Origin of the sequence: Rugamonas apoptosis, assembly GCF_014042355.1 — a bacterium.
GTDB lineage: Bacteria > Pseudomonadota > Gammaproteobacteria > Burkholderiales > Burkholderiaceae_D > Rugamonas > Rugamonas apoptosis.
In genome coordinates, this window is record NZ_JACEZU010000009.1 from 155,354 (window position 1) to 180,545 (window position 25,192).

Annotated in this window: 26 protein-coding genes; 8 read left to right on the plus strand and 18 right to left on the minus strand. The window is 65.7% G+C overall.

Annotated features, from left to right (window positions below; translation table 11 throughout):
• Positions 1-61 precede the first annotated feature (61 nt).
• Complete coding sequence (locus H3H39_RS18645) at positions 62-685, plus strand: glutathione S-transferase family protein (protein ID WP_182155285.1); 624 nt, start codon at positions 62-64, stop codon at positions 683-685.
• 36 nt (positions 686-721) lie between these two features.
• Positions 722-1,384, plus strand: a complete 663-nt coding sequence (locus H3H39_RS18650) for a LysE family translocator (protein ID WP_182155287.1) — start codon at positions 722-724, stop codon at positions 1,382-1,384.
• A 9-nt stretch (positions 1,385-1,393) separates the two neighbouring features.
• Here the strand turns inward: H3H39_RS18650 and H3H39_RS18655 are convergent, their stop codons facing one another.
• Together H3H39_RS18655 and H3H39_RS18660 are read right to left on the minus strand one after the other, a co-directional pair.
• Positions 1,394-1,759: a VOC family protein gene (locus tag H3H39_RS18655; protein WP_182155289.1), complete on the minus strand. Its 366-nt coding sequence runs from the start codon at positions 1,757-1,759 to the stop codon at positions 1,394-1,396.
• A gap of 160 nt (positions 1,760-1,919) precedes the next feature.
• Positions 1,920-2,540, minus strand: a complete 621-nt coding sequence (locus tag H3H39_RS18660) for an FMN-binding negative transcriptional regulator (RefSeq protein ID WP_182155291.1) — start codon at positions 2,538-2,540, stop codon at positions 1,920-1,922.
• A 117-nt stretch (positions 2,541-2,657) separates the two neighbouring features.
• On the opposite strand from H3H39_RS18660, the gene pdxR reads away from it, so the two are divergent.
• Positions 2,658-4,169: a MocR-like pyridoxine biosynthesis transcription factor PdxR gene (gene pdxR / locus H3H39_RS18665; RefSeq protein ID WP_182155293.1), complete on the plus strand. Its 1,512-nt coding sequence runs from the start codon at positions 2,658-2,660 to the stop codon at positions 4,167-4,169.
• A 31-nt stretch (positions 4,170-4,200) separates the two neighbouring features.
• Here the strand turns inward: pdxR and H3H39_RS18670 are convergent, their stop codons facing one another.
• Both H3H39_RS18670 and H3H39_RS18675 read right to left on the minus strand, forming a co-directional pair.
• Positions 4,201-5,073 carry an EAL domain-containing protein gene (locus H3H39_RS18670; protein WP_182155295.1) on the minus strand — a complete coding sequence of 291 codons (873 nt, stop codon included), beginning with the start codon at positions 5,071-5,073 and terminating at the stop codon, positions 4,201-4,203.
• Positions 5,074-5,200: 127 nt separating this feature from the next.
• Positions 5,201-6,937, minus strand: coding sequence for a SulP family inorganic anion transporter (locus H3H39_RS18675; protein WP_182155297.1), 1,737 nt, complete (start codon positions 6,935-6,937; stop codon positions 5,201-5,203).
• Positions 6,938-7,119: 182 nt separating this feature from the next.
• On the opposite strand from H3H39_RS18675, the gene H3H39_RS18680 reads away from it, so the two are divergent.
• Both H3H39_RS18680 and H3H39_RS18685 read left to right on the plus strand, forming a co-directional pair.
• A complete protein-coding gene (locus H3H39_RS18680; RefSeq protein WP_182155299.1) occupies positions 7,120-8,163 on the plus strand; it encodes a hypothetical protein in 1,044 nt (347 codons plus the stop codon).
• 107 nt (positions 8,164-8,270) lie between these two features.
• Complete coding sequence (locus H3H39_RS18685; RefSeq protein ID WP_182155301.1) at positions 8,271-9,128, plus strand: substrate-binding periplasmic protein; 858 nt, start codon at positions 8,271-8,273, stop codon at positions 9,126-9,128.
• On the opposite strand, the gene pcaF is transcribed toward H3H39_RS18685, so the two are convergent.
• From pcaF to H3H39_RS18700, 3 genes are read right to left on the minus strand one after another with little or no spacing between them, the layout of a single operon-like run.
• The gene (gene pcaF / locus H3H39_RS18690; RefSeq protein WP_182155303.1) at positions 9,112-10,326 is read right to left on the minus strand and encodes a 3-oxoadipyl-CoA thiolase; all 1,215 of its coding nucleotides are present in this window, start codon (positions 10,324-10,326) and stop codon (positions 9,112-9,114) included. The two genes, H3H39_RS18685 and pcaF, sit on opposite strands and share 17 nt — an antisense overlap.
• An 11-nt stretch (positions 10,327-10,337) precedes the next feature.
• The gene (locus H3H39_RS18695) at positions 10,338-10,982 is read right to left on the minus strand and encodes a CoA transferase subunit B (RefSeq protein WP_182155482.1); all 645 of its coding nucleotides are present in this window, start codon (positions 10,980-10,982) and stop codon (positions 10,338-10,340) included.
• A complete protein-coding gene (locus tag H3H39_RS18700) occupies positions 10,982-11,647 on the minus strand; it encodes a 3-oxoacid CoA-transferase subunit A (protein ID WP_182155305.1) in 666 nt (221 codons plus the stop codon). The genes H3H39_RS18695 and H3H39_RS18700 overlap by 1 nt, the downstream gene beginning before the upstream one ends.
• A 137-nt stretch (positions 11,648-11,784) precedes the next feature.
• On the opposite strand from H3H39_RS18700, the gene H3H39_RS18705 reads away from it, so the two are divergent.
• Positions 11,785-12,627 (plus strand): IclR family transcriptional regulator domain-containing protein, encoded by an 843-nt coding sequence (locus H3H39_RS18705; RefSeq protein WP_182155307.1) that lies wholly within the window; start codon positions 11,785-11,787, stop codon positions 12,625-12,627.
• 46 nt (positions 12,628-12,673) lie between these two features.
• On the opposite strand, the gene H3H39_RS18710 is transcribed toward H3H39_RS18705, so the two are convergent.
• The gene (locus H3H39_RS18710) at positions 12,674-13,765 is read right to left on the minus strand and encodes a porin (protein ID WP_182155309.1); all 1,092 of its coding nucleotides are present in this window, start codon (positions 13,763-13,765) and stop codon (positions 12,674-12,676) included.
• 75 nt (positions 13,766-13,840) lie between these two features.
• Here H3H39_RS18710 and H3H39_RS18715 point away from each other — a divergent pair, with 75 nt between their 5' ends.
• A complete protein-coding gene (locus H3H39_RS18715; RefSeq protein WP_375540444.1) occupies positions 13,841-14,368 on the plus strand; it encodes a cache domain-containing protein in 528 nt (175 codons plus the stop codon).
• Between the two features lie 71 nt (positions 14,369-14,439).
• Here H3H39_RS18715 and H3H39_RS18720 read toward each other — a convergent pair whose 3' ends face one another.
• From H3H39_RS18720 to H3H39_RS18765, 10 genes are all read right to left on the minus strand, one after another.
• The gene (locus tag H3H39_RS18720; RefSeq protein ID WP_182155313.1) at positions 14,440-15,798 is read right to left on the minus strand and encodes an MFS transporter; all 1,359 of its coding nucleotides are present in this window, start codon (positions 15,796-15,798) and stop codon (positions 14,440-14,442) included.
• Positions 15,799-15,860: 62 nt separating this feature from the next.
• Positions 15,861-17,075, minus strand: a complete 1,215-nt coding sequence (locus H3H39_RS18725) for a benzoate/H(+) symporter BenE family transporter (protein ID WP_182155484.1) — start codon at positions 17,073-17,075, stop codon at positions 15,861-15,863.
• A 167-nt stretch (positions 17,076-17,242) separates the two neighbouring features.
• Positions 17,243-18,022, minus strand: coding sequence for a 3-oxoadipate enol-lactonase (gene pcaD, locus H3H39_RS18730; RefSeq protein ID WP_182155315.1), 780 nt, complete (start codon positions 18,020-18,022; stop codon positions 17,243-17,245).
• Between the two features lie 25 nt (positions 18,023-18,047).
• Positions 18,048-18,830 (minus strand): benzoate diol dehydrogenase BenD, encoded by a 783-nt coding sequence (gene benD, locus H3H39_RS18735; protein WP_182155317.1) that lies wholly within the window; start codon positions 18,828-18,830, stop codon positions 18,048-18,050.
• Positions 18,827-19,852 carry a benzoate 1,2-dioxygenase electron transfer component BenC gene (gene benC, locus H3H39_RS18740; RefSeq protein WP_182155319.1) on the minus strand — a complete coding sequence of 342 codons (1,026 nt, stop codon included), beginning with the start codon at positions 19,850-19,852 and terminating at the stop codon, positions 18,827-18,829. The genes benD and benC overlap by 4 nt, the downstream gene beginning before the upstream one ends.
• A 51-nt stretch (positions 19,853-19,903) precedes the next feature.
• Positions 19,904-20,395 carry a benzoate 1,2-dioxygenase small subunit gene (gene benB, locus H3H39_RS18745; protein WP_182155321.1) on the minus strand — a complete coding sequence of 164 codons (492 nt, stop codon included), beginning with the start codon at positions 20,393-20,395 and terminating at the stop codon, positions 19,904-19,906.
• Positions 20,392-21,762 carry a benzoate 1,2-dioxygenase large subunit gene (benA, locus tag H3H39_RS18750; protein WP_182155323.1) on the minus strand — a complete coding sequence of 457 codons (1,371 nt, stop codon included), beginning with the start codon at positions 21,760-21,762 and terminating at the stop codon, positions 20,392-20,394. The genes benB and benA overlap by 4 nt, the downstream gene beginning before the upstream one ends.
• Positions 21,763-21,776: 14 nt before the next feature.
• Positions 21,777-22,697 (minus strand): catechol 1,2-dioxygenase, encoded by a 921-nt coding sequence (catA, locus tag H3H39_RS18755; RefSeq protein WP_182155325.1) that lies wholly within the window; start codon positions 22,695-22,697, stop codon positions 21,777-21,779.
• 38 nt (positions 22,698-22,735) lie between these two features.
• Complete coding sequence (gene catC, locus H3H39_RS18760; RefSeq protein ID WP_182155327.1) at positions 22,736-23,026, minus strand: muconolactone Delta-isomerase; 291 nt, start codon at positions 23,024-23,026, stop codon at positions 22,736-22,738.
• A 36-nt stretch (positions 23,027-23,062) separates the two neighbouring features.
• Positions 23,063-24,172, minus strand: coding sequence for a muconate/chloromuconate family cycloisomerase (locus H3H39_RS18765; protein WP_182155329.1), 1,110 nt, complete (start codon positions 24,170-24,172; stop codon positions 23,063-23,065).
• A gap of 101 nt (positions 24,173-24,273) precedes the next feature.
• On the opposite strand from H3H39_RS18765, the gene H3H39_RS18770 reads away from it, so the two are divergent.
• On the plus strand, positions 24,274-25,188 hold the full coding sequence (locus tag H3H39_RS18770; RefSeq protein ID WP_182155331.1) for a LysR family transcriptional regulator: 915 nt from the start codon (positions 24,274-24,276) through the stop codon (positions 25,186-25,188).
• Positions 25,189-25,192: the final 4 nt, after the last annotated feature.

A 25,192-nucleotide genomic window follows, 5' to 3' on the forward strand; every position in this document is an offset into this window, starting at 1 on the left:
TTTATCTGCCGGCCATTCGCTGCCATACTGTCCACTATTCGAAACCGAGGAGTATCTGAACATGCTGACCATCCTGGGCCATGCCGTGTCGATCAATGTGCGCAAAGTGCTGTGGACCTGTGCCGAACTGGATTTGCCGTACACGCTCGAAGCATGGGGTGGCGCCGGCCAGTCCACCGCTGCGCCAGCGTTCCTGGCACTCAATCCGAACGCCACCGTGCCGGTGCTGGTGGACGGCGATCTGGTGCTGTGGGAATCGAACACGATCTGCCGCTACCTGGCCGCGCGCTACGGCGATGGCGCGCTGCTGCCGGCCGCCGCCGCGCCGCGTGCGCAAGTGGAACAGTGGATGGACTGGCAAGCCACGGACCTCAACAGCGCATGGCGCTACGCCTTCATGCATCTGGTGCGACGTCACCCGGGGTTCGGTGACGCGGCGGCGGCCGAAGCCAGCGTACAGGACTGGAATCGCCGCATGGCCATCCTCGACACGCAGTTGGCGCACACGGGCGCCTATGTGGCGGGATCGGACTTCTCGCTGGCCGACGTGGTGATCGGCCTGTCCGTGAACCGCTGGCTGCTGTCGCCCATCGTGCGCCCGGAATTGCCCGCCGTCGCGGCCTACTACCAACGGCTGCTGCAACGGCCTGGCTTTATCACCCATGGCGCCAATGGCTTGCCTTGACGCCCTCGCACCTAACTTGACGACCGCGCATACATCATGACCATATCGACCTGGCTGCTGTTCCTCACCATCTCCCTGCTCACCACCTTTTCGCCCGGCCCCGGCGTGCTGCTGGCGATCGCCAACTGCGCGACGCTGGGGCCGCGCAAGGCGCTGTGCAGTTCATTGGGTAACGCGCTGGGTATCCTGATGGTCGCCATGCTGTCCGTGACAGTGGTGGGAGTATTGTTCAAGACATCGGCCACGGCCTTCCTGGCGCTGCGGCTGGCGGGCGGCGGCTATTTGATCCTGCTTGGCTGGCGCCAGTGCCGCAAGCCGTCGTTCGCGGGTGCGGGTGCGGGCGCGGGTACGGACGCACACCAGCAGGCGCATGCCGCCGTGCCGCCCGACCAGGGCGGCTGGCAATCGGTGGGGCAAGGGCTGCTGGTGGCGCTCACCAATCCGAAAAGCCTGATGTTCTTCATCGCGCTGTTCCCGCGCTTCATGGGCGACGAGAACGGCGGCGGCGCGCGTTTCATGCTGCTCACCGCCACCTTCGCCACGTGCGCCATGCTGTCGCACCTGACCTACATCGCGCTGGCCCGTCCTGTGCTGCGCTTCATGGACAGCCCGCGCCGCGCGCGCCTGTTCAACGGCGCCACGGGCCTGCTGCTGATCGGGCTGGGGCTGTCGATGTTAACGCTGCAGCGCCATGCGTGAACGCTACCTTTACTCCGGCGCGAACACGCGCAGGCGGTGGCCATCGCGGTCCAGCGCCACGAAGGTGTAGCCGAAATCCATCTGCACCGGACGCTGGGCGATGGTCACGCCCCGCTCCACCCAGTCCGCATAGATGTCGTTGACGGCGCTGCGGTCGGCCTGGGCGAATGCAATTTCCGCGCCGCCGCCGGAGGCCAGGGCCACCGGCTGCACCGTGTGGCGCGCCCACAGGCCCAGCTTCAGGCCCGACTTGAGCGCGAACAGGGCGAAGGTGGGCGATGCTTCCACCGGCGCCACGCCCAGCAGCTCAGTGTAGAAGGTGGCGCTGGTTTGCGGGTTGTCCACATACAGCAGGATGAAATTGGGGTCGATCATGACGCTCTCCGCTTAAGTTCAAATTGTTGCGCGCTTGTGATATCGCGAAACATGATGTTAATGGCAAGCGCTGTCATTTTCTGTCAGTAGCGTTCGGGAAGGCGGGAGGCCCGCCGTCCGTCTGGCGGCTGCCACTTGCGGTACCGGCTCCCCCGGTTTCCTACCGTGCCTCCATCGTGGCCAACATCGACGGACAAACCTGCTCGCTCCGTAATCCGTCAATAACGCCCTGACGGTCGGCTGGCAGCCTGTTCTGGCTTACTTTCCATTTCCCTTCGATGGAGCGTATGGGAATCTCAATGCCGACCAGGGCCTTGAGTTGCGCCGCGATAAAGTCATCTGGGGCATCAGCGACTTTCCATGGCGATGCACGTTGCCCCTCATGGTTGTTAGTCAACTCCTCGATTTGGGCTCGCACCCAAGTCGCGTCATCAAGGATTACCGGCTTGCCGCGTGCCTGGACCATCGCGAAATTCCAGGTGGGCACAACCTTGCCGTGCTCAGCCTTGGACGGATACCACGCCGGCGTCACATAACATTCGGGCCCCTGGAAGACGATCAGCGCTTCAGCGCCTCCCTGGAGCGCATCCAGTTGGCTGTGTCCCCGTGCCAGATGAGCACGCAGTATCCCGTGTTCCCCGCCGGCGTGCAGCGTGAATGGCATCAGGTTGGCCTCCAGGCCATTGCTCCCTGCAGTGATCAGCGTAGCTAAAGGGTGTGCGGTCATCAGGCCATGGAGAACATCGAGGCGTTCTTCGCGAAACGCGGATCGGCAGTGCATATCAGGTCCTTTCAGGGGTTAATTCGTGTGTGCATTTTTTCGCCAAACCGGATTATCATGAAGAGCCAGATATCGATAAATTTAATGGTCCAGTATTTCACGTAAGGGAGCATGCCCATGCCGCGTCGCCAGCTGTTGATAGAGATTCCCGCCCTGGGAGCGATAGACCGCGCCCGAGGCAGAATTGGCCGGCAACTGGCCGAAGCGCTGCGCAGCGCTATTTCCAGAGGGGAGTTGGCCGCCGGCGAGCAGCTGCCATCCACCAGGGCACTAGCCGAGTCCTTGGGCGTGTCGCGGGGGACCGTGACGGAAGCCTACGAGCAGTTGATGGCCGAGGGCTGCCTGGATGCGCAGCCTGGCGCCAGCACGCGGGTAGCCGCTACGCTGCATGCGCCGAATTCGGCCGATCAACGCAGTGCAGTGATTGATGCGGACTGCGCGCCATCTCCCCCGAAGTCCGCCGCACGCTATGCAGCCATTGCTGAGCGCATGGCGCCGCTACCCTCGGTACCGTTCTCTGTCGCTGTGCCAGAGGGGGCCGTAGCGATGGATGACCACTGGCGCAGGCTCAGCAACCGCGTCCGGGCATCGCAAGTGGCGGCGCCATCTGGTTACAGCGACCCCAGAGGCCTGCTGACCTTGCGGGAAGCTATTGCGGCATATCTCCGCAAGGCTCGCGCTGTCCGTTGTGGCCCAGAGAACATCATCATCACCGAAGGTACCCAGCAGGGACTCTATCTGGCGGCCAGGGTATTGATGTCCCCAGGCGACGCTGCCTGGGCTGAGGACCCTGCCTACCCGGGCCTGACTTCGGTGCTCGAAGAGCGCGGCATCGCCATGCAGCGTATCGCGGTGGATAGCCAAGGTTTCGATGTTGCCAGAGCCCTGGAGATGTGCCCAGCGGCCAAGGCTGCCTTTGTGACCCCTTCGCACCAATATCCGATGGGGATGCCACTGAGCATGCCCAGACGCCTGGCGCTCATGGAATGGGCCAAACAGTCTGGCGGATGGATTGTTGAAGACGACTACGACAGTGAGTTGCGCTATGCCGGACAACCGTTTCCTGCCCTACAAGGCTTGGATAGTCGCCGGGTCGTCTACCTCGGGACGTTCAGCAAGGTCCTGGCGCCTTCACTCCGGCTGGGTTACGTCGTGGCGCCCGATTGCCTGGCGCCAGCCTTTGCCGGGGCGCGTGCGCTGATGGGCCGAGGTTCGCCACTGACTGAACAGCATGTCATCGCGGCCTACATGAAAGAGGGCTACTTCGAGACCCATATCCGGCGGATTCGCGCTATCTACGGCGAGCGACGCCAGGCGCTGATGGATGCGCTGCAAGTTGAACTGCCCGAGTTGCGCATCCAGCCGGCCGACCAGGGCATGCATATCATTGTCTGGCTTCCCGATGAACTAAATGATGTAGCCGTTGCGAAGGCAGCCAACAAGGCTGGAGTTGCGCTACGCGCCTTGTCGCCGATGTGCTCCGACAATCTACCGCTATCCGGATTGATGCTTGGCTTCGGTGGCTTCACGAATGAGCAGCTGAGGGATGCGGTGCGAAGGCTACGCCAAGTGCTTGAAAAAGGTTTCCAGGTAAGACCGCCCCCTGGCTGCACGCTTATTGCCGAATAGCGTCTTTTCCAAATGACTGTCCAGCGCCGGCTTAAGCGGCGCATGGCGTATCGGGCAGCGCGCCCCCGGCGGCGGCACGCGGCGCGGCTTCGCCGGCGTGCAAGCGGGCGCGCGGCGCATCGAACAGCAAGCCTTGCGCCAGCGGCGCCATGCCCGCCGCGTCGCCGACGCGCCGCAACGCGCGCAACGCCTGCGCCGTATCGAGCCGCTTGAATACGACCGCCGTCCCGGCCTGCCGGCCATGCTGCAGCAGCGCGACGGCCGCCGCCTCGGCGGCCGCATCGCCACCCAGCGTGCGCACATCGAGCCGGATCACATCGGGCCGCACCCGTTCCAGCAAGTGCAGGCCGTCGGCCGCGCTGGCCGCCTGCACGGCGATGCGGAAGCCGTTGCGCCGATAATTGTCGGCCACATAATTCAATAACCAGCCTTGCCGTTCAGTCGCCAGTGGCAACAGCAGCACAATGCGCGCCATCGGCAACCCCAGCGCCTCGACAATGCGCTGAAATGCATGGCCGTGATTGCTGCTGACCGCGCTCAGTAGCCGGTCGTGCACGTTCAGATACAGGTCGGCGTCGCCGTCACCGCCCTGGCGGAAAAAATTGATCGCATGCAGCATGCGGCACAGCCGGTCCAGCTCCACGGATTCATCATCGCTGGCGGCATGGTCCAGCAATTTCCACAGCGACAAGCCCTCGTCGGCGGCCGCCACACTACGCGCCAACCCCTCATGCGCACGCACCGCGCCGCCATCGAGCGCGCGCACCGGCTGGAAGGCGCTGGTCATGGTGCAATTGAAAAAACGGCCCAGCGCGCGGCCCTGCTCATCGAGCCAGATGCTGGTCGACGCGCCGCCGCGTTCGGGCAGGCGGGCCAGATATTGATCCAGTATCGGAAAACGCATCAGTGACTCCATGCTCTTTGTCATGCCGGCAGAGTAGCGCGCCGGTGATGCGAACTGAACGAATCGTTTCGGCCATCGTTATGCATTTTTTACATAAACGCCCCGCCACGCTTCGGCGTCTCAGCGACTACGAATCATGCTTGTCGGCGAAGAAGTGCTTGCTGACGTTGACCAGCTTTTCCGCCTGCAAGGTCACGGCCGAGCGCTTGCGCCCGCCCTCGCCGATTTCAGCCTTGCAGCGCTCCAGCGCCGCGCCGAATTCCTGCTGGTAGTCCGATGGCCCCAGCACGGAGAACAGGTCGGCCTTGTCCAGCTTGGCCTTGACGCGCTCGTTGGCCTCGCACAGCAGCACGCGCACGCCGCGCGTCTGCATCTTGCGCACCACTTCCTCCAGCGTCTGGATGCCCGTGATGTCCATGAACGGCACATGACGCAGGCGGATGATGAGGATGTGCGGCTCGGTATGGGTCTGGATCAGGGCCCGCTCGAAATTCTCCACCGCGCCGAAGAACACCGGCCCTTCGATGCCGTACACCAGCACCCCCGGCGGCAGCGCCGGCAAGCCCTGCTCGGCCAGTTCCTGGGCCAGTTGCTTGTCCGTCTGCGACTGCACTTCCACGGACGTCGACATGCGGCGCAGGAAGTGCATGGTGGCCATGATCACGCCGATGTTGACGGCCACCACCAGGTCGGCGAACACGGTCAGCAGGAAGGTGATGATCAGGATCACCACGTCGGCCCGCGGCGCGCGCCGCACCATGCGGGCGAAGTGCTTGATCTCGCTCATGTTATAGGCCACCACGAACAGGATGGCGGCCAGCGCGGCCAGCGGCACACTGGCCGCCAACGGCGCCAGCGCCAGGATGATCAGCACCAGCGTGGCCGCATGGACGATGCCGGCCAGCGGACTGGAGCCGCCGTTGCGGATGCTGGTGGCGGTGCGGGCGATGGCGCCCGTGGCGGCGAAACCGCCGAACAGGGGCGCGGCGATGTTGGCCAGCCCCTGCCCGATCAGCTCCTGGTTGGAGTCGTGCCGGGTGCCGGCCATGCCGTCGGCCACCACGGCCGACAGCAGCGATTCGATAGCGCCCAGCATGGCGATGGTGAAGGCGGGGCTGATCAGTTCGAAGAAGCGGGCCAGCGTCACCGACGGCAGCTTGAAGCCGGGCAGCTGCTGAGGAATGCCGCCGAACGCGCTGCCGATGGTGGCCACGCCATCGAAGCGGAAGATCACGTAGACCAAGGTGGTCACCACCATCGCCACCAGCGGCCCCGGCACGTGGCGCAGGCCCGGGACGCGGGGCGACAGCAACACCAGCAGCAGGCTCAGTACGGCCAGCGCCGTGGTGGCCAGATGCAACTGCGGCAGGATCTGGATCAGATTCCACAGTTTTTCGTGGAAGTGGCTGGCCTCGACCGGATGCAGGCCAAAGAAATACTTCCACTGCCCCACCCAGATGATGACGCCGATGCCGGCCGTGAAACCGACGATCACCGGCGCGGGAATGAAACGGATCACGGCGCCCATGCCGGCGAAACCCATGGCGACCAGCATCAGGCCCGCCATCAGGGTGGCCACCTGCAAGCCGTCGATGCCGTAGCGGGCCGTCACGCCGGCCAGGATGGCGATGAAGGCGCCCGTGGGGCCGGCGATCTGGGCCCGGGTGCCGCCGCAGGCCGATACCAGCGCGCCAGCCACGATGGCCGTGTACAAGCCCTGCTCGGGCCGCGCCCCGGAAGCGATGGCGAAGGCCATAGCCAGCGGCAGCGCCACCACGCCGACGATCACGCCGGCCACCACATTGCGCAGCAACTGGCTGCGCGCAAACAATCCGGCGCGGTGCGCCGCGACGATACTGATCATGCTTATCCTTGGCTGGGGCTGAACTACGGGCCGTTGCTGTCCATGATACGACAGCGGCGCGTCAAAGTGGGCGACCCGAACCCATGCCCGCGCACGGTTGGCACGTTCAATACAGGGCGCGGCGGATTCTGCTAGCCTGAAAATACTGTAGAGACGCAGAAAAGCTGCCCAAAGGAATGATCATGAAAAACCGACTACTTTTGTGCTGGCTGCTGGCCGGCACGCCCCTGCTGGGTGGCGCGGCCACCTATGTCAGCGTGAACCTCAACCTGTCCACCTATCCCGACCTGGTGCCGGTGCCGGGCTACCCGGTGTATTACGCGCCCCGCCTGCGGGCCAATTTCTTCTTTTACGATGGCCTGTACTGGCTGCTGAGCGGCGACAACTGGTACGTCAGCTCCTGGTATAACGGCCCCTGGTCCTACGTGGGGCCAGACGCCGTGCCGTTGTTCGTGCTGCGCGTGCCGGTACGCTACTACCTGGCACCGCCCGCCTATTTCGTGGACTGGCGCCGCGATGGGCCGCCGAGGTGGGATCGCCACTGGGGGCCGGACTGGGAACGCCGCCACGAAGGGTGGGAACACTGGGACCGCCATGCCGCGCCGCGCCCGGCGCCGCTGCCCACTTACCAGCGCCAGTACACGGGCAACCGCTATCCACAGCCGGCCCAGCAGCAAAGCCTGCAAGGTCAGCACTACCGCTATCGCCCTCACGACGCGGTGGCGCAACAGCACTTCCAGGCGCCGCTGACCACACAGGAAGCGCGGGATACACGGCCGGCCCAGCTCAGCCAGCCGGTGCCGGAACGCCAGCATGCTGCGTCGGGCCGGCAGGAGCAGCAGCCGTGGCAACAGCAGCGGCAGCAAGAGCGGCAACAGGAGCAACAGCAGCGCCAACAGGAGCGGCAACAAGAGCAGCAGCGACAACAGGAGCGACATCAGCAGGAGCACCCAGCGCAGCAGCGCCAGCAGCCCGCGCCGCACTATGGCGCGCAGTCCCATGCGCCACAACCGATGCCTTCGCCGCCACCGGGCCGCATGGAAACCAACCGCCCGCCACCGGAGCGCGAGCCTGCACCCGCTCCACGCCAACAGGCGATGCCGCAAGGCCATGCGGCGCCACCGCACGAGGGGGCGGGACGTCCCGAGCGTGGCGAGGAGCGCAAGGGCCCGCCGGCCAAACAGAACGAAGGACGGCGCGACCGGGATCAACGTGATGAACACTGACGGGCAGCAATGTCATTTCGACATTTCTTGTTTAAACAACCTATTGATGGCTGGAAAGTTAAAAAGCCGTCCAGTAAGATTGGGCTTCCGGACGTCCAGGAACCCGCATGAGCATGACATCAATCGCCCACACCACTATCGCGCTGCTGCTTGGCTGGGCGGGCGTGGGCGCGGCCGTGAACACACACGCCACGCCGCTGGCCCCGGAACAGGTGATCCGGGTCTGCGGCCAGGTCGCGGAATGGCCGCCCTATCTGTATTTCAGGCGCGACCAGGGCGGCCCCACGGATGACGTGATCGGCTATTCCGCCGAAATGCTGCAACTGAGCCTGGAACGCAAGGGCTTGCGCTACACGCTGGACATGTTGCCCTGGCGGCGTTGTACGGAATCCGTCCGGCTAGGCATGCATGACATGATGACCGACCTCGCCAACGACCCCTACCGGGCCAAGACCTACCTGGTGAGCAAACCGTACTACACCCAGCACCTGGTCTATTTTTTCGACATGTCGCGTCCCCGGCCTGCCATCGACACAGCGGCCGACCTGAAAAAGCTGCGGCTGTGCGCCGTCAACGGCTACACCTATGCGGCGTTCGGCCTGAACCCGGCGCAGATCGACACCGGCTCGCAAGACCTGATGCAATCGCTGCTCAAGCTCAAGAACAACCGCTGCGACGCCGTGCCGGAGCGGCTGGAAATCGCGCTCGGCTACCAGGCACTGGGCAAAATCGATTTCAAGGTGCTGGGCATCTCCTACGGCGCCCTGCCGGACTTGCAACCGTCGCCGTTCCACATGATGGTGAGCCGCAACGTGCCGTATGCGGCCGAACTGCTGGAGGTGCTCGACGACGGCATCGAGTCACTCGGCCGCGGCGGCGATGCGAGGCGGCTGGCGGCCAAATACGGCATCACCGATCCGGGTCTGGGCCGCCCTCCGCGCCGCGCTTCTACACCCGTTCGATGACGATGGCGATGCCCTGCCCCACCCCGATACACATGGTGCACAAGGCGTAGCGTCCGCCGCTGCGCTGCAATTGGTACATGGCCGTGGTCACCAGCCGCGCGCCGCTCATGCCCAGCGGATGGCCCAACGCGATGGCGCCGCCATACGGATTGACGCGCGGGTCGTCGTCGCGCAGTCCCAGCGCCCGCAGCACGGCCAGCCCCTGCGACGCGAACGCCTCGTTCAATTCGATCACGTCCATCTGATCCAGTGTCATGCCCAACTGGCGCAACAGCTTCTGGCTGGCCGGCGCCGGTCCGATGCCCATCACGCGCGGCGCCACGCCGGCCGTGGCCATGCCGACGATGCGCGCGCGCGGCGTCAGGCCATGGCGGCTGGCGGCCTGTCCGTTGGCCAGCAACAGCGCGCAGGCGCCGTCGTTGACGCCCGAGGCATTGCCGGCGGTGACGCTGCCGTCGGCGCGCACCACGCCCTTGAGTTTGGCCAGCGTCTCCAGCGTCGTCTCGCGCGGATGCTCGTCGTGCGCGAAGATGACAGGTTCGCTTGCCGCCCCGCGCCGGCTCTGCGGCAGCGATACCGGCACGATCTCGTCGGCGAACAGGCCGTCGCGCTGGGCGCGCGCCGTCTTTTGCTGGCTGGCCAGCGCGAAACGGTCCTGGTCGGCACGGCTGATGCCGTAATCGTCGGCCACGTTTTCGGCCGTCTCCGGCATCGCGTCCACGCCGTACAGGCGCTGCATCAGGGGGTTGGGAAAGCGCCAGCCGATGGTGGTGTCGTAGATGGCGGCGCTGCGGGAAAAGGCGGCATCGGCCTTGCCCATCACGAATGGCGCCCGCGTCATGGACTCGACCCCGCCGGCGATCATCAGGCTGGCGTCGCCCGCCATGATGGCGCGCGCCGCCGTGCCCACCGCGTCCATGCCGGAACCGCACAGGCGGTTGACGGTGGAGCCGGGCACTTCCTGCGGCAGCCCGGCCAGCAGCGCCGACATGCGCGCCACGTTGCGGTTATCCTCGCCAGCCTGGTTGGCGCAGCCATAGATCACGTCGTCCACCTCCTGCCAGGCCACGCCGGGATTGCGGCGCATCAGTTCGCGCAGGGGCAGCGCGCCCAGGTCGTCGGCCCGGATATCCTTGAGCGCGCCGCCGTAGCGGCCGATGGGGGTGCGGATGGCGTCGCAGATAAAAGCTTGATGCATGATGTCCTCGTTCATTGGTTGGGGGGCAGCAGCGGCGCGCCGGTGACGGCCTGCAGCGCTTCAAAAGTGAGGCCGGGCGCCATTTCGCGCACCACCAGGCCGGCCGGGGTGACATCGAGCACGGCCAGGTCGGTGTAGATGCGGTCCACGCAAGCCACACCGGTGAGCGGGTAGGCGCATTTGGCCACCACCTTGCTTTCGCCGTCCTTGGTCTGATGGTCCATCATCACGAACACCTGCTTGGCGCCGATCGCCAGGTCCATGGCGCCGCCCACGGCGGGAATGGCGTCCGGCGCGCCCGTGTGCCAGTTGGCCAGGTCGCCGTTGGCGGCCACCTGGAACGCGCCCAGCACGCAGATATCGAGGTGGCCGCCGCGCATCATGGCGAACGAGTCGCCGTGATGGAAATAGGCGCCGCCCGTGAGCAGCGTGACGGGCTGCTTGCCGGCGTTGATCAGGTCCTCGTCCTCCTCGCCTGGCGCGGGCGCCGGGCCCATGCCGAGCAGGCCGTTTTCACTATGCAGGAACACTTCGCGTTCGGCCGGCAGGTAATTGGCCACCTTGGTCGGCAAGCCGATGCCCAGGTTGACGTAGGCGCCTTCGGGAATGTCCTGCGCCACGCGGGCGGCGATCTGGTCGCGGGTGTATCGGTTCATCATGCTGCCTCCTTGACGACGCGCTGTACGAAAATGCCGGGCGTGACGATCACTTCCGGGTCCAGTTCACCTAGCGCCACCACCTGCAGCACCTGGGCGATGGTGGTCTTGGCCGCCATGGCCATGATGGGGCCGAAGTTGCGGGCCGTCTTGCGGTACACCAGGTTGCCCCAGCGGTCGCCGCGCAGCGCCTTGATCAGCGCGAAGTCGGCGTGGATGGGCGACTCCAGCACATACATGCGGCCATTGATCTCGCGCGTCTCCTTGCCCTCGGCCAGCAGGGTGCCGTAGCCGGTGGGCGAGAAGAAACCGCCGATGCCGGCACCGGCGGCGCGGATGCGCTCGGCCAGGTTGCCTTGCGGCGTCAGCTCCAGCTCGATCTTGCCGGCCCGGTACAGGGCATCGAAATGGTGGGAGTCGGCCTGGCGCGGGAACGAGCAGATGATCTTGCGTACCCGGCCCGCGGCCAGCAGCGCGGCCAGCCCCGTATCGCCATTGCCGGCGTTGTTGTTGACGATGGTGAGCTCGCGCGCGCCCTGTTCGATCAGCGCGTCGATCAGCGCCGATGGCATGCCGGCGTTGCCGAAGCCGCCGATCATGACAGTCGCGCCGTCGTGCACATCGGCCACGGCACGCTGGAGTGATGCAAAAGTTTTGTCGATCATGATTCCGCCTTGGTTATGTCGTTTGTGCGATAATCGCACTAATGATTGATTACCGCACATCCAGTGTAACGACGCATGGAGGGCGCGGTCAAGAAAAAAACAACTATCGATATGGCCCGCTGCATTAAAATCACGCCATGTCCAAGTCCACCACCACCAACAACCCGCCCGCCGCCGAGCCGGCGCCGGCGCGCGAACCGACCATTTCCGAGCAGATCGACGCCCTCACCGATCCCAGTTTCATGACCTCGCTGGCGCGCGGCCTGGCGGTAGTGCAAGCGTTCAGCGACTCACGCAAACCGCAGACCATCGCCAACATCAGCCAGAAGACGGGCATCCCGCGTGCGGCCGTGCGGCGCTGCCTGCACACGCTGCGCGAGCTGGGCTACGTGGAGGCGGAGCTGAACAACTTCTCGCTGCGACCGAAGGTGCTCACGCTTGGCTATTCCTACCTGTCGTCGACGCCGCTCACGGTGTCGGCCCAGCCCTACCTGAACAACATCAGCCGCACGCTCAACGAATCGAGTTCGCTGGCCGTGCTGGAGGACGACGAAGTGCTGTACGTGGCGCGCGCGGCCACCTCGCGCGTGATGTCGGTGGCGCTCAATACGGGCAGCCGGCTGCCGGCCTACTGCACGTCGCTGGGACGCGTGCTGCTGGCGCACCTGCCGGCCGATGAACTGGACCAATACCTGGCCCGCACCCGGCTGCGGCCCATGACGGACAACACGGTCACCTCCGTCAAACGGCTGCGCGAAATCCTGGCCGGCGTGCGCCAGGCTGGCTACGCCGTCAACGACGAGGAACTGGAACTGGGGCTGCGTTCGATCGCCGTGCCGGTGCGCGGCGCCTCGGGCAAGGTGCTGGCGGCGCTCAACGTGGGCGCGCAGGCGGCCCGCGTCAGCGTGGCGCAGCTGGAGCAGGAATTCCTGCCGGTGCTGCAGCGCGGCGCCCAGGAACTGGCCATCCTGCTGCCCTGACGGACGCCGGCCCGCGCCGGCGCCTGTCTGTTCCTGTTCCTGTTCCTCAGAACGTGTGGCGCAAGCCGGCCAGCACGCCGTTCTGCGATTTCCCCACACCGACCGTGCCGCCCGCATCAAGCGCGATGGCCGATGCACCCGCGTTGCGCATGCGCCCCACGCTGCCATGGATAGCCGTACGGCGCGACAGGTAGTAGCTCAGGCGCGCCACCAGCATGGTGGCGTCGGCATCGCTGTCCTTCACATCGCGCCTGGCCAGTTGCACGTCCAGCGTGGCTTGCGGCGCCACCGGATAGCTGCCCCCGAAGTAATACAGGTCCGAGCGCGTCACGCCGGTGGCCGCCCGCGTGGTGCGCTCAATCACGCCGCCCGCCAGCTTGCCCACGCCAGCCATCCAATAGCCGTTCACGGTCACGCGCCGGTCACTGTTGTCGCTGCTGGTCAAGCCATTGGCCGCGCCGGCATTGCCATACATGATGTCGTAGGAAGCATTGACGCCGAACGCCTTGGTCTCGTAGCCCAGCAACCCGGTGACCTGGCGGCAGGCCCTCGCGTTGCCCGGCACCTCGCCCGGGCAGTTGGTGGCGGACGGGCCGCCGGCGGCCGAACCATCGCGCCCCGTGCTGTAGGTGGCGCCCAGCACCACGTCGTTGAAATTGCCCAGATAGCCGATCGCGTTATCGCTGCGCGCGTTGGGCAGATAGAGATCGATGCTGTTAATCGAAAACAGGTTCGGCCCCAGCACATCCGTCTTCATTAAGGCCACGTAGCTCATGTTGATCTGGCGCCCCAGGGTGACGGTGCCGAACCGCCCCTTCAGCCCCACCGACGCCTGGCGCCCGAACAGGCGGTTACCCTGCCCCATGGCGCCGGTATCCATCGCCAGTCCCGACTCCAGCGTGAAGATGGCCTGCAATCCATCGCCAAGATCCTCGGTGCCGCGAAAGCCCAGCCGCGACGGGAAGGAGCCGGTCAGCGACGGCATCTTCGTCACCGCGTCGCCAGCGGCGTTGGTGTTGGTCACGTGGGCCAGCCCCGTATCGAGCAGCCCGTAGACCGTGACCGAACTTTGCGCCATGGCGCCACTCGCGGCGCCCATTGCCAGCAGCGCGCACGCGCAGCGGATCGTGTTGTTCATTGTTTGCTCCTTTAGTTATTATGATGTGCGATTAACGCCCATTCGATTGATAATCGCACACGAGTTAGCTACCATGTGCGGGTAAAACGCTTAAATACTCTGCTTGAAAAATCCCATTCACCCCCGCAACCTCACAGGAGCATCACCATGACGATACAAAAACGACTGGCCCTGGCCACGCTGGCGGCCGCCGGCGCCATCTTCGCGCCAGCGGCGCTGGCCACGCCCGAAGACAGTGCCCAGCAACTGGTCAGGAAAGCCATCAGCCATTTGAAGGCCAGCGGCCTGCAGCAGGCATGCGCTGATTTCGGCGACCCGGCCAAGGGCTACATGGCGGGCGCCTCCTACGTCTTCATCCAGGACATGCACGCCAAAATGGTGTGCAATCCCTCCAATCCACGCATCGTCGGCAAGGACCTGACGGAGTTAAAGGACGTCGACGGCTTCGCCTTCAGCCGCGATATGACGCGCATCGCCAAGGCGTCCGGCAGTGGCTGGGTCGAATACAAATGGGTCAACCCGGCCACCGGCAAGCTGCAACAGAAAAAATCCTATGTCGAGCGCAGCGACGACTACGTGGTCGGCGCCGGTTTCTACAAATAAGCCTGCACGGACGGCCCTGTTACGGTGCGCCTGCTACGGCGCACCTGCTTCGGCTCCCCGCTTCGCTTCCCCTAAGCGGCCGCCGTACGCAGGCCGTCCGCCGCATCGCGCCCGCCCTGGACGGCCGATGCGGAGCGGTCATGCCGGATCAGCGCCACAGCGATGGTCGCGATCACGGCCGGAATGGAAATCGCCATGAAGTTCTGCTCCAGCGGCAGGGCCAGGCCGACCAGGGTGCCGATGGCGATCGGCGCGATGATGGCGCCACTACGTCCCACGCCCGAGGCCCAGCCGATGCCGGTGGAGCGGGTGGCGGCCGGATAGAACTGGCCTGCGTAGGCATAGGTGACGATCTGGGTGCCGATGGTGGAGGCGCCCGCCAGGCCCACCAGCACGAACAGCGTGGCGGTGGGCACCTTGAAGCCCAGCAGGGTGATCGACACGGCGGCCAGCGCATACATGCCCACCAGGACGTACTTGATGTGGAAGCGGTCAGCCAGCCAGCCGCCGCCGATGGCGCCGATCACGGCGCCAAAATTCAGCACCAGCACGAACGTCAACGCCGAACCAAGGCTGTAGCCTGCGCTGGCCATCAGCTTGGTCAGCCAGGAGCTGAGCGCGTACACCATGAACAGGCACATGAAGAACGCGACCCAGAACATGGTGGTGCTGAAGCCGCGGCCATCCTGGAACAGTTGGCGAATCGAACTGCTGCCGGCCCGCTCCCGGCCCGGCGACACAAACTGGTCGCGCGCGCTGGGCAGGTATTGCGGCTCCATGCGCGCCAGTATCCGCTTCAGTTCATCGAAACGCTGCTGGCGGATCAGGAACGGCATCGATTCCGGCAAGCTTTTCAGGATGAAGGGGATCAGCAGCACCGGCACCCCGGCGGCCAGGAACACGGACGACCAGCCATACGACTCGATCAGCCCCTTGCCCAGCAACGCCGCCAGCATGCCGCCCACGGCATAGCCGCTGAACATCAGCGTGACCATGGTGGCGCGGATGCGGCGCGGTGAATACTCCGTCATCTGCGCCACCACGTTGGGCATCACGCCGCCGATACCCAGGCCGGCCAGGAAGCGCATGGCGCTGAACAGGTAGGGGTCGTGCGTCAGGCCCGCCGCCGCCGTGAACACGCTGAACAGGGCCAGACAGATGGCGATGGCGTAGCGGCGGCCGATACGGTCGGCCACGGAACCGAGGAAAATGGCGCCGAACATCATGCCGAACAGCGCCGAGCTGACCATGAAGCCGGCGTTCTGGGCCGTCACGCCCATGGCCTTCATGATCGAAGGCAGCGCGATCCCGGCCACGGCCAGGTCGTAGCCGTCGCAGATGATGATGATGGCGCACCAGGCCAGCACGCCAACATGGAAGCGGTTGAAGCGCGCTCCATCCGCGATGGTATGGACATCGATTTGCTGCATGTTTGTCTCCCTTTTGTTTTAAGTGTGGGTACTACGGTTGGCAGGACATTGGAACGGTTGTATCAACTTGGCTTGGGACTGGCCGGGGCGGGCGTATCGTCACGCAGCAGGCGGTGCGCGACCACGCCGATGAGGATGCCCCAGAACGCGGAGCCCAGCCCGAACAGGGTCATGCCGGACGCCGTGGCCAGGAACGTCAGCACGGCGGCGTCCCGCTCTGGTGCGTTGGCGACGTGGACCAGGTTGACGGTGACAGGCCCCAGCAGCGCCAGGCCAGCCAGGGTGACAATCAATTCATGCGGCAAGGCGCCGAACAGCATCACGACGGAGCCGCCGAAAGCGCCAGCCAGCAGGTAGAACAAGCCGTTGGCGATGCCGGCGATATAGCGCCGGGCCGGGTCTTCATGGGCGTCGCGGCCGGTGCACATGGCGGCCGTGATGGCGGCGATGGCGATGGTGATGCCGCCCGCCAGGGCCGTGGCCAGCGAGGCCAGGCTGTTGACGACGATGATGGAACGCACCGGGCTGTCATAGCCGCTGGAGCGGAGGATGGCCATGCCTGGCAGGTATTGGCCGGTCAGCGTGGTCAGCACCAGCGGCAAGGCCAGGCTGAAGGTACTGGTCCACGACCAGGCGGGCGCGATCAGGCGCGGTGCGACCAGTTCCAGCCGCACGCCGGAAAAATGGGTCAGGCCGGTGGCGAAGGCGATGGCGGCGCCCGTCGCCAGCAGCAGCACCACGCAATAGCGGGGGAAGCAGCGCTTGTAGACCAGGAAGGAGAGGATCATGCCGCCGGTGAGCAGCGGCAGTGTGCCGCTGCCCTTGAAGGCGTTCAGGCCGAACGGCAGCAGGATGCCGGCCATCATGCCGCTGGCGATGCCCTTGGGGACGTGCGCCATCAGCCGGGTGAAGCCGCCCGACAGGCCGATGGCCAGCAGCAGCGCGGCGGCCGTGATGTAGGCGCCCACCGCCTCATTGATCGACAAGCCGGGGAATAGCGGAATCAACAGCGCCGTGCCGGGCGCCGACCAGGCCGTGATGACAGGCGCCTTCATCACCCAGCTCAGGAAAACGCCCGCCACGGCGGCGCCGATGCAGATGCCCCACACCCAGGAGGCGAACATCTCGTTCGACAGGTGGGCCGCCTGCGCGGCCTGGTAGAAGATGGTCAGCGGGCCGGACAGGGACACCAGCACGGCCAGGAAGCCTGCCACCACGGCCGACACGGACCAGTCGGACCAGAAGCTGGCGAGCGCGCCGGACACATTATTGGCCATGGGCGGCGAGGTGGCACCGGCGGTGTCCCTCGCCGTGTCCGGGCGTGACGAGTCCTGCTGGTGGCGGACAGCTTGATGCATGTTGTCTCCTGCTGTTGTGGTGTGTGGCCGCCGGTTATGGGTGGCGGTCCATTGCTTGCTGCTGCATGCGCGGCGGTGCGCGCCGTTCAATCGGCGAGGAAGTCCGCCAAGGTCAGGTTGAAGGTCCGCGCCGCCTCGATGTTCGAAATATGCGAAGCGTCCAGCGTCACCAGTTCGGCGCGCGGGATCAACTGGCGCATGGCCTGCCCATCGACGACCGTCGTCACCGGGTCGGCGGCACCGGCGATGACCAGGGTGGGCGCGGCGATCAACGGCAATTGCGCACGCAAGTCGGCCCCGGCCAGCGCATCGCAGCAGCCGGCATACCCTTGCGCGCTGCCGGCGCGCAGCGTATCGGCCAGCGCCGCCACCGTCAGCGGCTCCAGCGCCGCGAAGGCGGGCGTGAACCAGCGCGCCGGAGCGCCGTCCGCGATCCCGTCCAACCCTTCCCGGCGCGCCAGCGCGGCGCGTTCGCGCCAGCCCGCCTCAGTGCCGATGCGCGCCGCCGAATTGGCGATGACCAGCTTGCGCAACCGCTGCGGCGCGTAGATGCCCAGCCATTGCGCCGTGGCGCCGCCCATCGAAATGCCGCAGAAGTGGGCGCGCTCGATGTCCAGATGGTCGAGCACGGCCAGCGCATCCAGTCCCAGTTGCGCCAGGCTGTAGGGGCCGGACGGCGCGCCGGACTGGCCATGGCCGCGGGTGTCATAGCGGATCACGTGGAAGCGCCCGCGCAGGTGGTCGGCCTGCGGCTGCCACATGCGCCAATCGGTTCCCAGCGAATTGGAGAACATCAGCGCCGGCTGGCGCGGATCGCCCTCGGTTTCAAAATGGATGTCGATATCGTTACTGCGTACCACAGGCATGAACTGGCTCCCGGTATGGTGTGGATCAACCCTGGTCGCCGCCACCGACCGGCAGCACGGTGCCGGTGATGTACGACGCTTCGCTGGAGGCGAGGAACAGGATGGCGCGCACTTGCTCATCGATGCTGCCGTAACGGTGCATCAGGCTGCTGGCCACGGTCTGGTCGACGATGCCCTGGTACCAGACCTGTTCCTGGGCGCTGAGCGGCTGCGCGTTGCGCGGAATGCGCCGTGGCGGCGCCTCGGTGCCGCCGGTGGCCACCGCGTTGACGCGGATGCCATCCTGCGCGTGTTCCATCGCCAGGCTGGCCGTCATGGCGTTCACGCCGCCCTTGGAGGCCGCATACGGAATGCGGTAAATGCTGCGGGTGGCGATGGACGAGACGTTGACGATCACGCCCTGCTGGCGTGCCACCATGTCCGGCAGCACGGCGCGGCAGCACCACAGGGTGGGAAACAGCGAGCGCCGGATTTCCGCCTCGATCTGCTCGGGCGTGTATTCCTGGTAGGGCTGGGCCCAGATGGTGCCGCCCACGTTATTGATCAGTACTTCGACCCGCCCATATTCCGCCAGCGCGGCCGTATTCAACTGCTCCGCACCGGCCCACGTTTCCAGGTCCACGCTGACCACCAGTGCTGGCGCGCCCAGCGCCCGCGCTTCGGCCGCCACCTCCTCCACCAGCGGCGAACGGTCGGCCAGCACCAGCCGCGCGCCCTCGCCGGCCAGCGCCAGCGCCACGCCGCGGCCAATGCCCTGGGCGGCGCCCGTCACCACCACCGACAGCCCTTCAAACCGGCGCGCGCTCATGCCGCCACCTCGCTGCTGGCCGAGAACTTCTCGAAGTAGAAATTGGCCGGCGTCACGCCGCACTCGCCCAGCCAGCGCCGCACCGCCTCCACCATGGGCACGGGACCGCACAGGTAAAGGTCGACGTCGCCGTCGTTGAGCCAGGCCGGGTCCACATGCTGGGTCACATAACCCTTGCGCGGATGGGCGCTGTCGAGCGAAGCCACCACCGTGCGGTAGCTGAACTGGGGATGGCTGGCCGCGATGCGCTCCAGGTGGTCGAGCGCCACCAGGTCCACATCGTTGGTCACGCCGAACACCATGCGCACCGGCTGGCGGAAGCCGCTGGCCGCCAGCACCTGCAACATCGACAGGAATGGCGCGATACCGGTGCCGCCGGCCAGCAGCAGCAAGGGGCGCCGCACGTCGCGCAGGTAGAAGCTGCCGTACGGTCCGGAGAACGCGATCGGCTGGCCCACTTGCGCGTCCTGCGCCAGGAAGGTGCTCATGCGGCCCTGCGGCACGTTGCGCACCACGAACTCGTAGCGGCGCGCGCCGGGCGCGGAACTGAACGAATAGGAACGGGTGAGGCCCGTGCCCGGCACTTCCACGTTGACGTACTGGCCGGACAGGAAGCCCACGTCGGCGCCCTCCTCCAGTTCGATCGCAAAGCCCAGCGTCGTCTCCGACAGGCGCTTGACCTGCGCCAGGTTGCCGGCATACCGGGACACGCCCGTCTTGCAGGCGGCCGACGTGGCGGGAATGCGCACCACGCAGTCCGAGGTGGGTTTCATCTGGCAGGCCAGCACGTGGCGCTGGGCCGCCTCCTGCGCCGTGAGCGCGTCTTCGATGTAGCTCGACTCGGGCATGTCGTAGCTGCCCGCCTCGCACAGCCCGCGGCAAGTGCCGCAGGCGCCATCGCGGCAATCGAGCGGTATGTTAACTTGCTGGCGATATGCGGCGTCGGCCAGCTTTTCATTGTCTTTGCACGAAATGAAGCGGGTCACCCCGTCTTCAAACTGCAGTGCGATGCGGTAGCTCATCGTCTCTCTCCTGGTTCTGTTGCGGTATGGCGGTTGCGGCGTACGACGTCACTACAGGTGGTAGATGTCGATCACCTGCTGGATGTAGTCGTTCTTGAGCACCACGTACTTGTTCGTGACCAGCGGCTGCGGACCGGAGAAATCGATCTCGTAGCGCATCATGCCGAAATGGCTGAAGTCGGTCTGGTAGCGGTGGCTCAGCGTATGCCAGTTGAACCGCACCGTCACACGCGCCCCGTCCTGCCGTTCGATCTCCACATTGGAGAGGTTGTGGCTGGTGCGCGTGTCAGGCATGGTGGCGCTGGAACGCTCAGTCTTGATGCGGAACACGCGGTCTTCCAGGCCCTGGCGGGTGGGATAGAAGATCAGCGAGATTTCGCGCTGCGGGTCGTCGATCAACTGGCCATCGTCATCCCACGACGGCATCCAGTACTGCACCTGCGGGTGGTAGCACGCCAGCCATTCATCCCACTGCTGGTCGTCCAGCAGGCGGCATTCGCGGTACAGGAAGGCGTGGATCTGGTCCAGGGTGATGGCGCTCATGCCTGCTCTCCTTCACCGCCCACGGCGCGCCGCATCACGTCCAGCCAGTAGCGGTGCTGGATGGTGTACAAGCCTTCGTCTTCCGTCTTCAGGCCGCTCATCACGGGCTGCAGGCCGATTTCACGGGCCGCCGCGTCGGCGCCTTCTATCCAGTGCTTGCTGCCGCGTGACATATCGTTCCATTCCAGCGCGCTGCCCAGGTAGCCCTGCTGGCAGGCGCGGAATTCCTCCAGGTCGTCCGGCGTGGCCATGCCGCTGACGTTGAAGAAGTCCTCGTACTGGCGGATACGGCGTGCGCGCGCCTCGTCCGGTTCGCCCTTGGGTGCGATGCAGTAGATCGTCACTTCCGTCTTGTCCACCGAGATCGGGCGCAGCAGGCGGATCTGGGATCCGAACTGGTCCATCAGGTAGACGTTCGGGTACAGGCACAGGTTGCGCGAGCGGCCTATCATCCAGTCGGCCGTGGCGCCGCCGAAGCGCTGCGCATATTCCTCGCGGCGGGGGAAGTTGGGCCGGTCCTGCGGGTTGGCCCACTGCGTCCACAACAGCATGTGGCCGTGCTCGAAGGCGTAGAAACCACCGCCCTGCTGGCCCCACTTGCCCGCGTCCATGGCGCGGATATTATCGGGGCGGGTCTCCGTCTGCTCCTTGCGGCGGCTGGTGGTGGCCGCATAATTCCAGTGCACGGCCGAGACGTGATAGCCATCCGCGCCGTTTTCCGCCTGCAGCTTCCAGTTGCCTTCGAACGTGTAGGTGGATGAGCCGCGCAGCACTTCCAGTCCATCCGGCGACTGGTTGACGATCATGTCGATGATCTTGCCCGCCTCGCCCAGGAATTCGGCCAGCGGCGCCACGTCCGGATTGAGGCTGCCGAACAGGAAGCCCTTGTAACTCTCGAAGCGTGCCACCTTTTTCAGGTCATGCGAACCTTCCTTGTTGAAGCAGTCCGGATAGCCGGCGTCCTCCGGGTCCTTCACCTTGAGCAGCTTGCCGTTGTTGCTGAAGGTCCAGCCATGGAACGGACAGGTGTAAGTGGCCTTGTTGCCGCGCTTGTGGCGGCACAACTGCGCGCCGCGGTGGGTGCAGGCGTTGATGAAGGCATTCAGCTCGCCCTGGCGGGTGCGGGCGATGAACACCGGCTGGCGCCCGATGTGGGTGCTGTAGTAGTCGTTGTTGTTCGGGATCTGGCTTTCATGGGCCAGGTAGATCCAGTTGCCTTCGAAGATGTGCTTCATCTCCAGTTCGAACAATGCCGGATCGGTGAAGGCGCGGCGGTGCAGGCGATAGTCGCCGCGCTCCTTGTCCTCGACCAGGAAACCGTCCAGGCTCTCGAGCTTGGGCGCGGCGGCGGGATGGATGGGGATCATGATGGCGCTCTCTCTCAGGCGGCGGCACGCACGCGCTGCACGACGGTGGCTGGCGCCACTTGCGTATCGGCGTACAGCTGGAAGTCGAAGTCGATCTCGGCGTACGGCGCCTGCAGGCCCTTGGCGGTGATGGCGGCCGGTTCGCTGACGCGGCGCACCGGCGGCACCAGGCCTTCGCGGCTGGCGAACGCGAAGTCGTCCCACAGGTACTGGTCGCCGTCGATGTTGATCTGGGTGGTCAGCTTGCGCTGGCCGGCGGCGCTGATGAAGAAGTGGATGTGGGCCGGGCGGTTGCCGTGGCGGCCCAGCTGGTCCAGCAGGCGCTGGGTGGTGCCGTCCGGCGGGCAGGAGTAACCGACCGGCAGGATGCTGCGCAGCTGGTAGCGGCCTTCGCCGTCGGCGATGATGGTACGGCGCAGGTTGAAGTGCGATTGGGTCTTGTCGAAGAAGGAGTAATTCCCCAGCAGGTTGCAGTGCCAGACTTCCACCTTGGCGCCCGGCAGCGGCTGGCCGTCCTGGTCGCGCACGGTGCCTTGCATGAACAGCACTTCGGCGCGGTCGCTCTCGGTGCCGTCGTCGAGGCGGGCATAGCCCTTGCTCTCGGGGGCGCCGGCCACGTACAGCGGGCCTTCGATGGTGCGCGGGGTGCCGCCCGTGAGGCCGGCGCGCGCTTCCGCCTCGTCGGCGCGGATGTCGAGGAAGCGTTCCAGCCCCAGGCCTGGCGCCAGCAGGCCCAGTTCATTGCGGGCGCCCGCTTCGCTCAGGTACTCCAGGCCTTTCCAGAATTCGCTGGGCTGGATGTCGAGATCCTCGATCGCCTTGCACAAGTCGCCCACCAGGCGCAGCATGACCTGCTGCACGCGCTGGTTCACGGGGCCGGTGGCTGGTGCGCTGATCCAGCTGCTAACCAGGGTATCGATATCGTTATGGGTCATGCTAGTCTCCTTCGTGGTGGTGGTTGGATAAATTGGGGTCAGGCGTCGCTGTCGCGCACCGACGAGGGGTGGCGGCACAGCGGCATGATCTGGATCTGCATGTAGGGGAACAGCGGCAGTGAGGTGAGCAGCGTATGCAGCGCATCCACGCTCTCGACGTCGAAGATGCTGACGTTGGCGTACTGGCCGGCGATGCGCCACAGGTGGCGCCACTGGCCTTCATGCTGCAGGCGCTGGGCCAGTTCGCGCTCGGTGCGCTTGAGTTCCTCGGCCTGCTCGGGCGGCATGGCCGGCGGCAGGTTCACATCCATGCGTACGTGGAATAACATTTTTTATCTCCTCGATTGACGGCGTTGGGTGGCTGATCAGCGGCGGCGCAGGTCGCGCAGTTTGTCCATGTCCGGTTCCACGCCCAGGCCCGATCCGGTGGGCACTTGCAGCATGAAGTCCTGGTAGACCAGCGGCGTGCGCAGCACTTCCTGGGTCAGCAGCAGGGGGCCGAACAACTCGGTGCCGAACGCCAGCTCGCCGAAGGTGGAGAACAGCTGGGCCGAAGCGGCCGTGCCCACGCCCCCTTCCAGCATCGTGCCGCCGTACAGGCCGATGCCGGCCAGTTGCGCCAGCGCCGCCACCTGGGCCGCCGGCACCAGCCCGCCGGACTGGGTGATCTTGACGGCGAAGACATCGGCGCCGTCGTGGCGCACGAAGTCCAGCGCGTCCAGCGGGCCATGCAGGGCCTCGTCGGCCATCAGCGCCACCGCGTAGCGTTGCGCCAGGCGCGCCATGGCGGCCTTGTGCTCGGCCCGCACCGGCTGTTCGATCAGATCGATGCCGCCCGCCTCCAGCGCCGCAATGCCGCGCACCGCGTCCAGTTCGGACCAGGCCTGGTTGACATCGACCCGCACGCTGACGGCGTCGCCCAGCGCTTTTTTGATCGCCAGCACATGGGCCACGTCGTCCGCCACCGGCCGCGCGCCGATCTTGAGCTTGAAGATGTTGTGGCGGCGCAGTTCCAGCATCTGCTGCGCTTCCGCGATATCCTTGGCCGTGTCGCCGCTGGCCAGGGTCCAGGCCACGGGCAGCGCGTCGCGCACCCGGCCGCCCAGCAATTCGCTCAGCGGCACGCCCAGGCGGCGCGCCTGCGCGTCCAGCAAGGCCGTCTCGATGGCGCACTTGGCGAAGCGGTTACCCTGGATTACCTTGCGCACTTTCGCCATCGCCTTGGCCACCTGGCTCGCCTCCATGCCGATCAGCAGCGGTGCGATGTGGGTGTCGATATTGGCCTTGATGCTGTCCGGGCTCTCCTCGCCGTAATTGAGGCCACCGATGGTGGTGGCCTCGCCCCAGCCGTCCACGCCATCGGCGCAGCGCACGCGCACCAGCACCAGGGTTTGGGTATGCATGGTGGCCACGGACAGGCGGTGCGGACGGATGGTGGGAACCTCGGCCAGGATGACTTCGATGTGGGTAATCATATTTAATTTGTATAATGGGTCGCAATGGATACACAATAGGCCACGCAAACCCGAGCGTCCAACACTGAGTTGGTATTGTTTCAATACCCAGAAGGTATAATATGGAATTGCGCCACTTGCGCTACTTCGTCGCCGTCGCGGACGAGAAGAACTTCACCCGTGCCGCCAAGCGGCTGTTCATCGCCCAGCCTCCGCTGAGCCGGCAGATCCAGTTGCTGGAGCAGGAACTGGGGGTGGATTTGATCGAAAAAGGGTCGCGCCCGCTGCGCCTGACGGAGGCGGGACACTTCTTCCATGCGCACGCGCAGGAGCTGCTGGCCAAGGCGGCCGAGTTGAAGACCATGACGCAGCGGGTGGGCAAGATCGAGCGCACCTTGTCGATCGGCTTCGTCGCCTCCACCCTGTATGGTTTGCTGCCGCAGATCGTGCGCCGCTTCCGCGAGCGCAACACCAACGTCGAGGTGACGTTCCACGAGCTGACCACCATGCAGCAGATCCAGGCCTTGAAGGACGGCGTAATCGACGTCGGCTTCGGCCGGGTCAAGAGCGAGGATCCGAATATCCGCCGCATCGTGCTGCGCGAGGAAAGGCTGATCGTCGCCCTGCCCTCGAACCATCCGCTGGCCAGTTCCACCGATCCGGTCAAGCTGCTGGACCTGCAGATGGAATCGGTGATCGTCTACCCCAAGAGCCCGCGCCCCAGCTTCGCCGACCAGGTACTGGCCGTATTGACGGAACGCGCCATCACGCCGCACAAGATCCTGGAAGTGCGCGAACTGCAGATCGCCATCGGCCTGGTGGCGGCCGGCCAGGGCGTGGCCGTGGTGCCGGATAGCGTGAAGGGAATGCGGCGCGACGACGTGGTCTACCGCGACATCTCGGACCGCCACGCCATTTCGCCGGTGATGTTCAGCGTGCGCAAGCTGGACCGCTCGGAGGAGCTGCAAAGCATGCTGGCCGTGATCTACGAGATCTACGACGAAGTGGGATTCGCTTACGTGCGCGAGACGCTGTGAAGGC

What these genes read in the sequence shown, in the direction of transcription:
- H3H39_RS18645 (WP_182155285.1), top strand. Translation starts at nt 62, where the DNA reads ATGCTGACCATCCTGGGCCATGCCGTGTCGATCAATGTGCGCAAAGTG.
- H3H39_RS18650 (WP_182155287.1), top strand. Translation starts at nt 722, where the DNA reads ATGACCATATCGACCTGGCTGCTGTTCCTCACCATCTCCCTGCTCACC.
- H3H39_RS18655 (WP_182155289.1), bottom strand. Translation starts at nt 1,759, where the DNA reads ATGATCGACCCCAATTTCATCCTGCTGTATGTGGACAACCCGCAAACC.
- H3H39_RS18660 (WP_182155291.1), bottom strand. Translation starts at nt 2,540, where the DNA reads ATGCACTGCCGATCCGCGTTTCGCGAAGAACGCCTCGATGTTCTCCAT.
- pdxR (WP_182155293.1), top strand. Translation starts at nt 2,658, where the DNA reads ATGCCGCGTCGCCAGCTGTTGATAGAGATTCCCGCCCTGGGAGCGATA.
- H3H39_RS18670 (WP_182155295.1), bottom strand. Translation starts at nt 5,073, where the DNA reads ATGCGTTTTCCGATACTGGATCAATATCTGGCCCGCCTGCCCGAACGC.
- H3H39_RS18675 (WP_182155297.1), bottom strand. Translation starts at nt 6,937, where the DNA reads ATGATCAGTATCGTCGCGGCGCACCGCGCCGGATTGTTTGCGCGCAGC.
- H3H39_RS18680 (WP_182155299.1), top strand. Translation starts at nt 7,120, where the DNA reads ATGAAAAACCGACTACTTTTGTGCTGGCTGCTGGCCGGCACGCCCCTG.
- H3H39_RS18685 (WP_182155301.1), top strand. Translation starts at nt 8,271, where the DNA reads ATGAGCATGACATCAATCGCCCACACCACTATCGCGCTGCTGCTTGGC.
- pcaF (WP_182155303.1), bottom strand. Translation starts at nt 10,326, where the DNA reads ATGCATCAAGCTTTTATCTGCGACGCCATCCGCACCCCCATCGGCCGC.
- H3H39_RS18695 (WP_182155482.1), bottom strand. Translation starts at nt 10,982, where the DNA reads ATGAACCGATACACCCGCGACCAGATCGCCGCCCGCGTGGCGCAGGAC.
- H3H39_RS18700 (WP_182155305.1), bottom strand. Translation starts at nt 11,647, where the DNA reads ATGATCGACAAAACTTTTGCATCACTCCAGCGTGCCGTGGCCGATGTG.
- H3H39_RS18705 (WP_182155307.1), top strand. Translation starts at nt 11,785, where the DNA reads ATGTCCAAGTCCACCACCACCAACAACCCGCCCGCCGCCGAGCCGGCG.
- H3H39_RS18710 (WP_182155309.1), bottom strand. Translation starts at nt 13,765, where the DNA reads ATGAACAACACGATCCGCTGCGCGTGCGCGCTGCTGGCAATGGGCGCC.
- H3H39_RS18720 (WP_182155313.1), bottom strand. Translation starts at nt 15,798, where the DNA reads ATGCAGCAAATCGATGTCCATACCATCGCGGATGGAGCGCGCTTCAAC.
- H3H39_RS18725 (WP_182155484.1), bottom strand. Translation starts at nt 17,075, where the DNA reads ATGGCCAATAATGTGTCCGGCGCGCTCGCCAGCTTCTGGTCCGACTGG.
- pcaD (WP_182155315.1), bottom strand. Translation starts at nt 18,022, where the DNA reads ATGCCTGTGGTACGCAGTAACGATATCGACATCCATTTTGAAACCGAG.
- benD (WP_182155317.1), bottom strand. Translation starts at nt 18,830, where the DNA reads ATGAGCGCGCGCCGGTTTGAAGGGCTGTCGGTGGTGGTGACGGGCGCC.
- benC (WP_182155319.1), bottom strand. Translation starts at nt 19,852, where the DNA reads ATGAGCTACCGCATCGCACTGCAGTTTGAAGACGGGGTGACCCGCTTC.
- benB (WP_182155321.1), bottom strand. Translation starts at nt 20,395, where the DNA reads ATGAGCGCCATCACCCTGGACCAGATCCACGCCTTCCTGTACCGCGAA.
- benA (WP_182155323.1), bottom strand. Translation starts at nt 21,762, where the DNA reads ATGATCCCCATCCATCCCGCCGCCGCGCCCAAGCTCGAGAGCCTGGAC.
- catA (WP_182155325.1), bottom strand. Translation starts at nt 22,697, where the DNA reads ATGACCCATAACGATATCGATACCCTGGTTAGCAGCTGGATCAGCGCA.
- catC (WP_182155327.1), bottom strand. Translation starts at nt 23,026, where the DNA reads ATGTTATTCCACGTACGCATGGATGTGAACCTGCCGCCGGCCATGCCG.
- H3H39_RS18765 (WP_182155329.1), bottom strand. Translation starts at nt 24,172, where the DNA reads ATGATTACCCACATCGAAGTCATCCTGGCCGAGGTTCCCACCATCCGT.
- H3H39_RS18770 (WP_182155331.1), top strand. Translation starts at nt 24,274, where the DNA reads ATGGAATTGCGCCACTTGCGCTACTTCGTCGCCGTCGCGGACGAGAAG.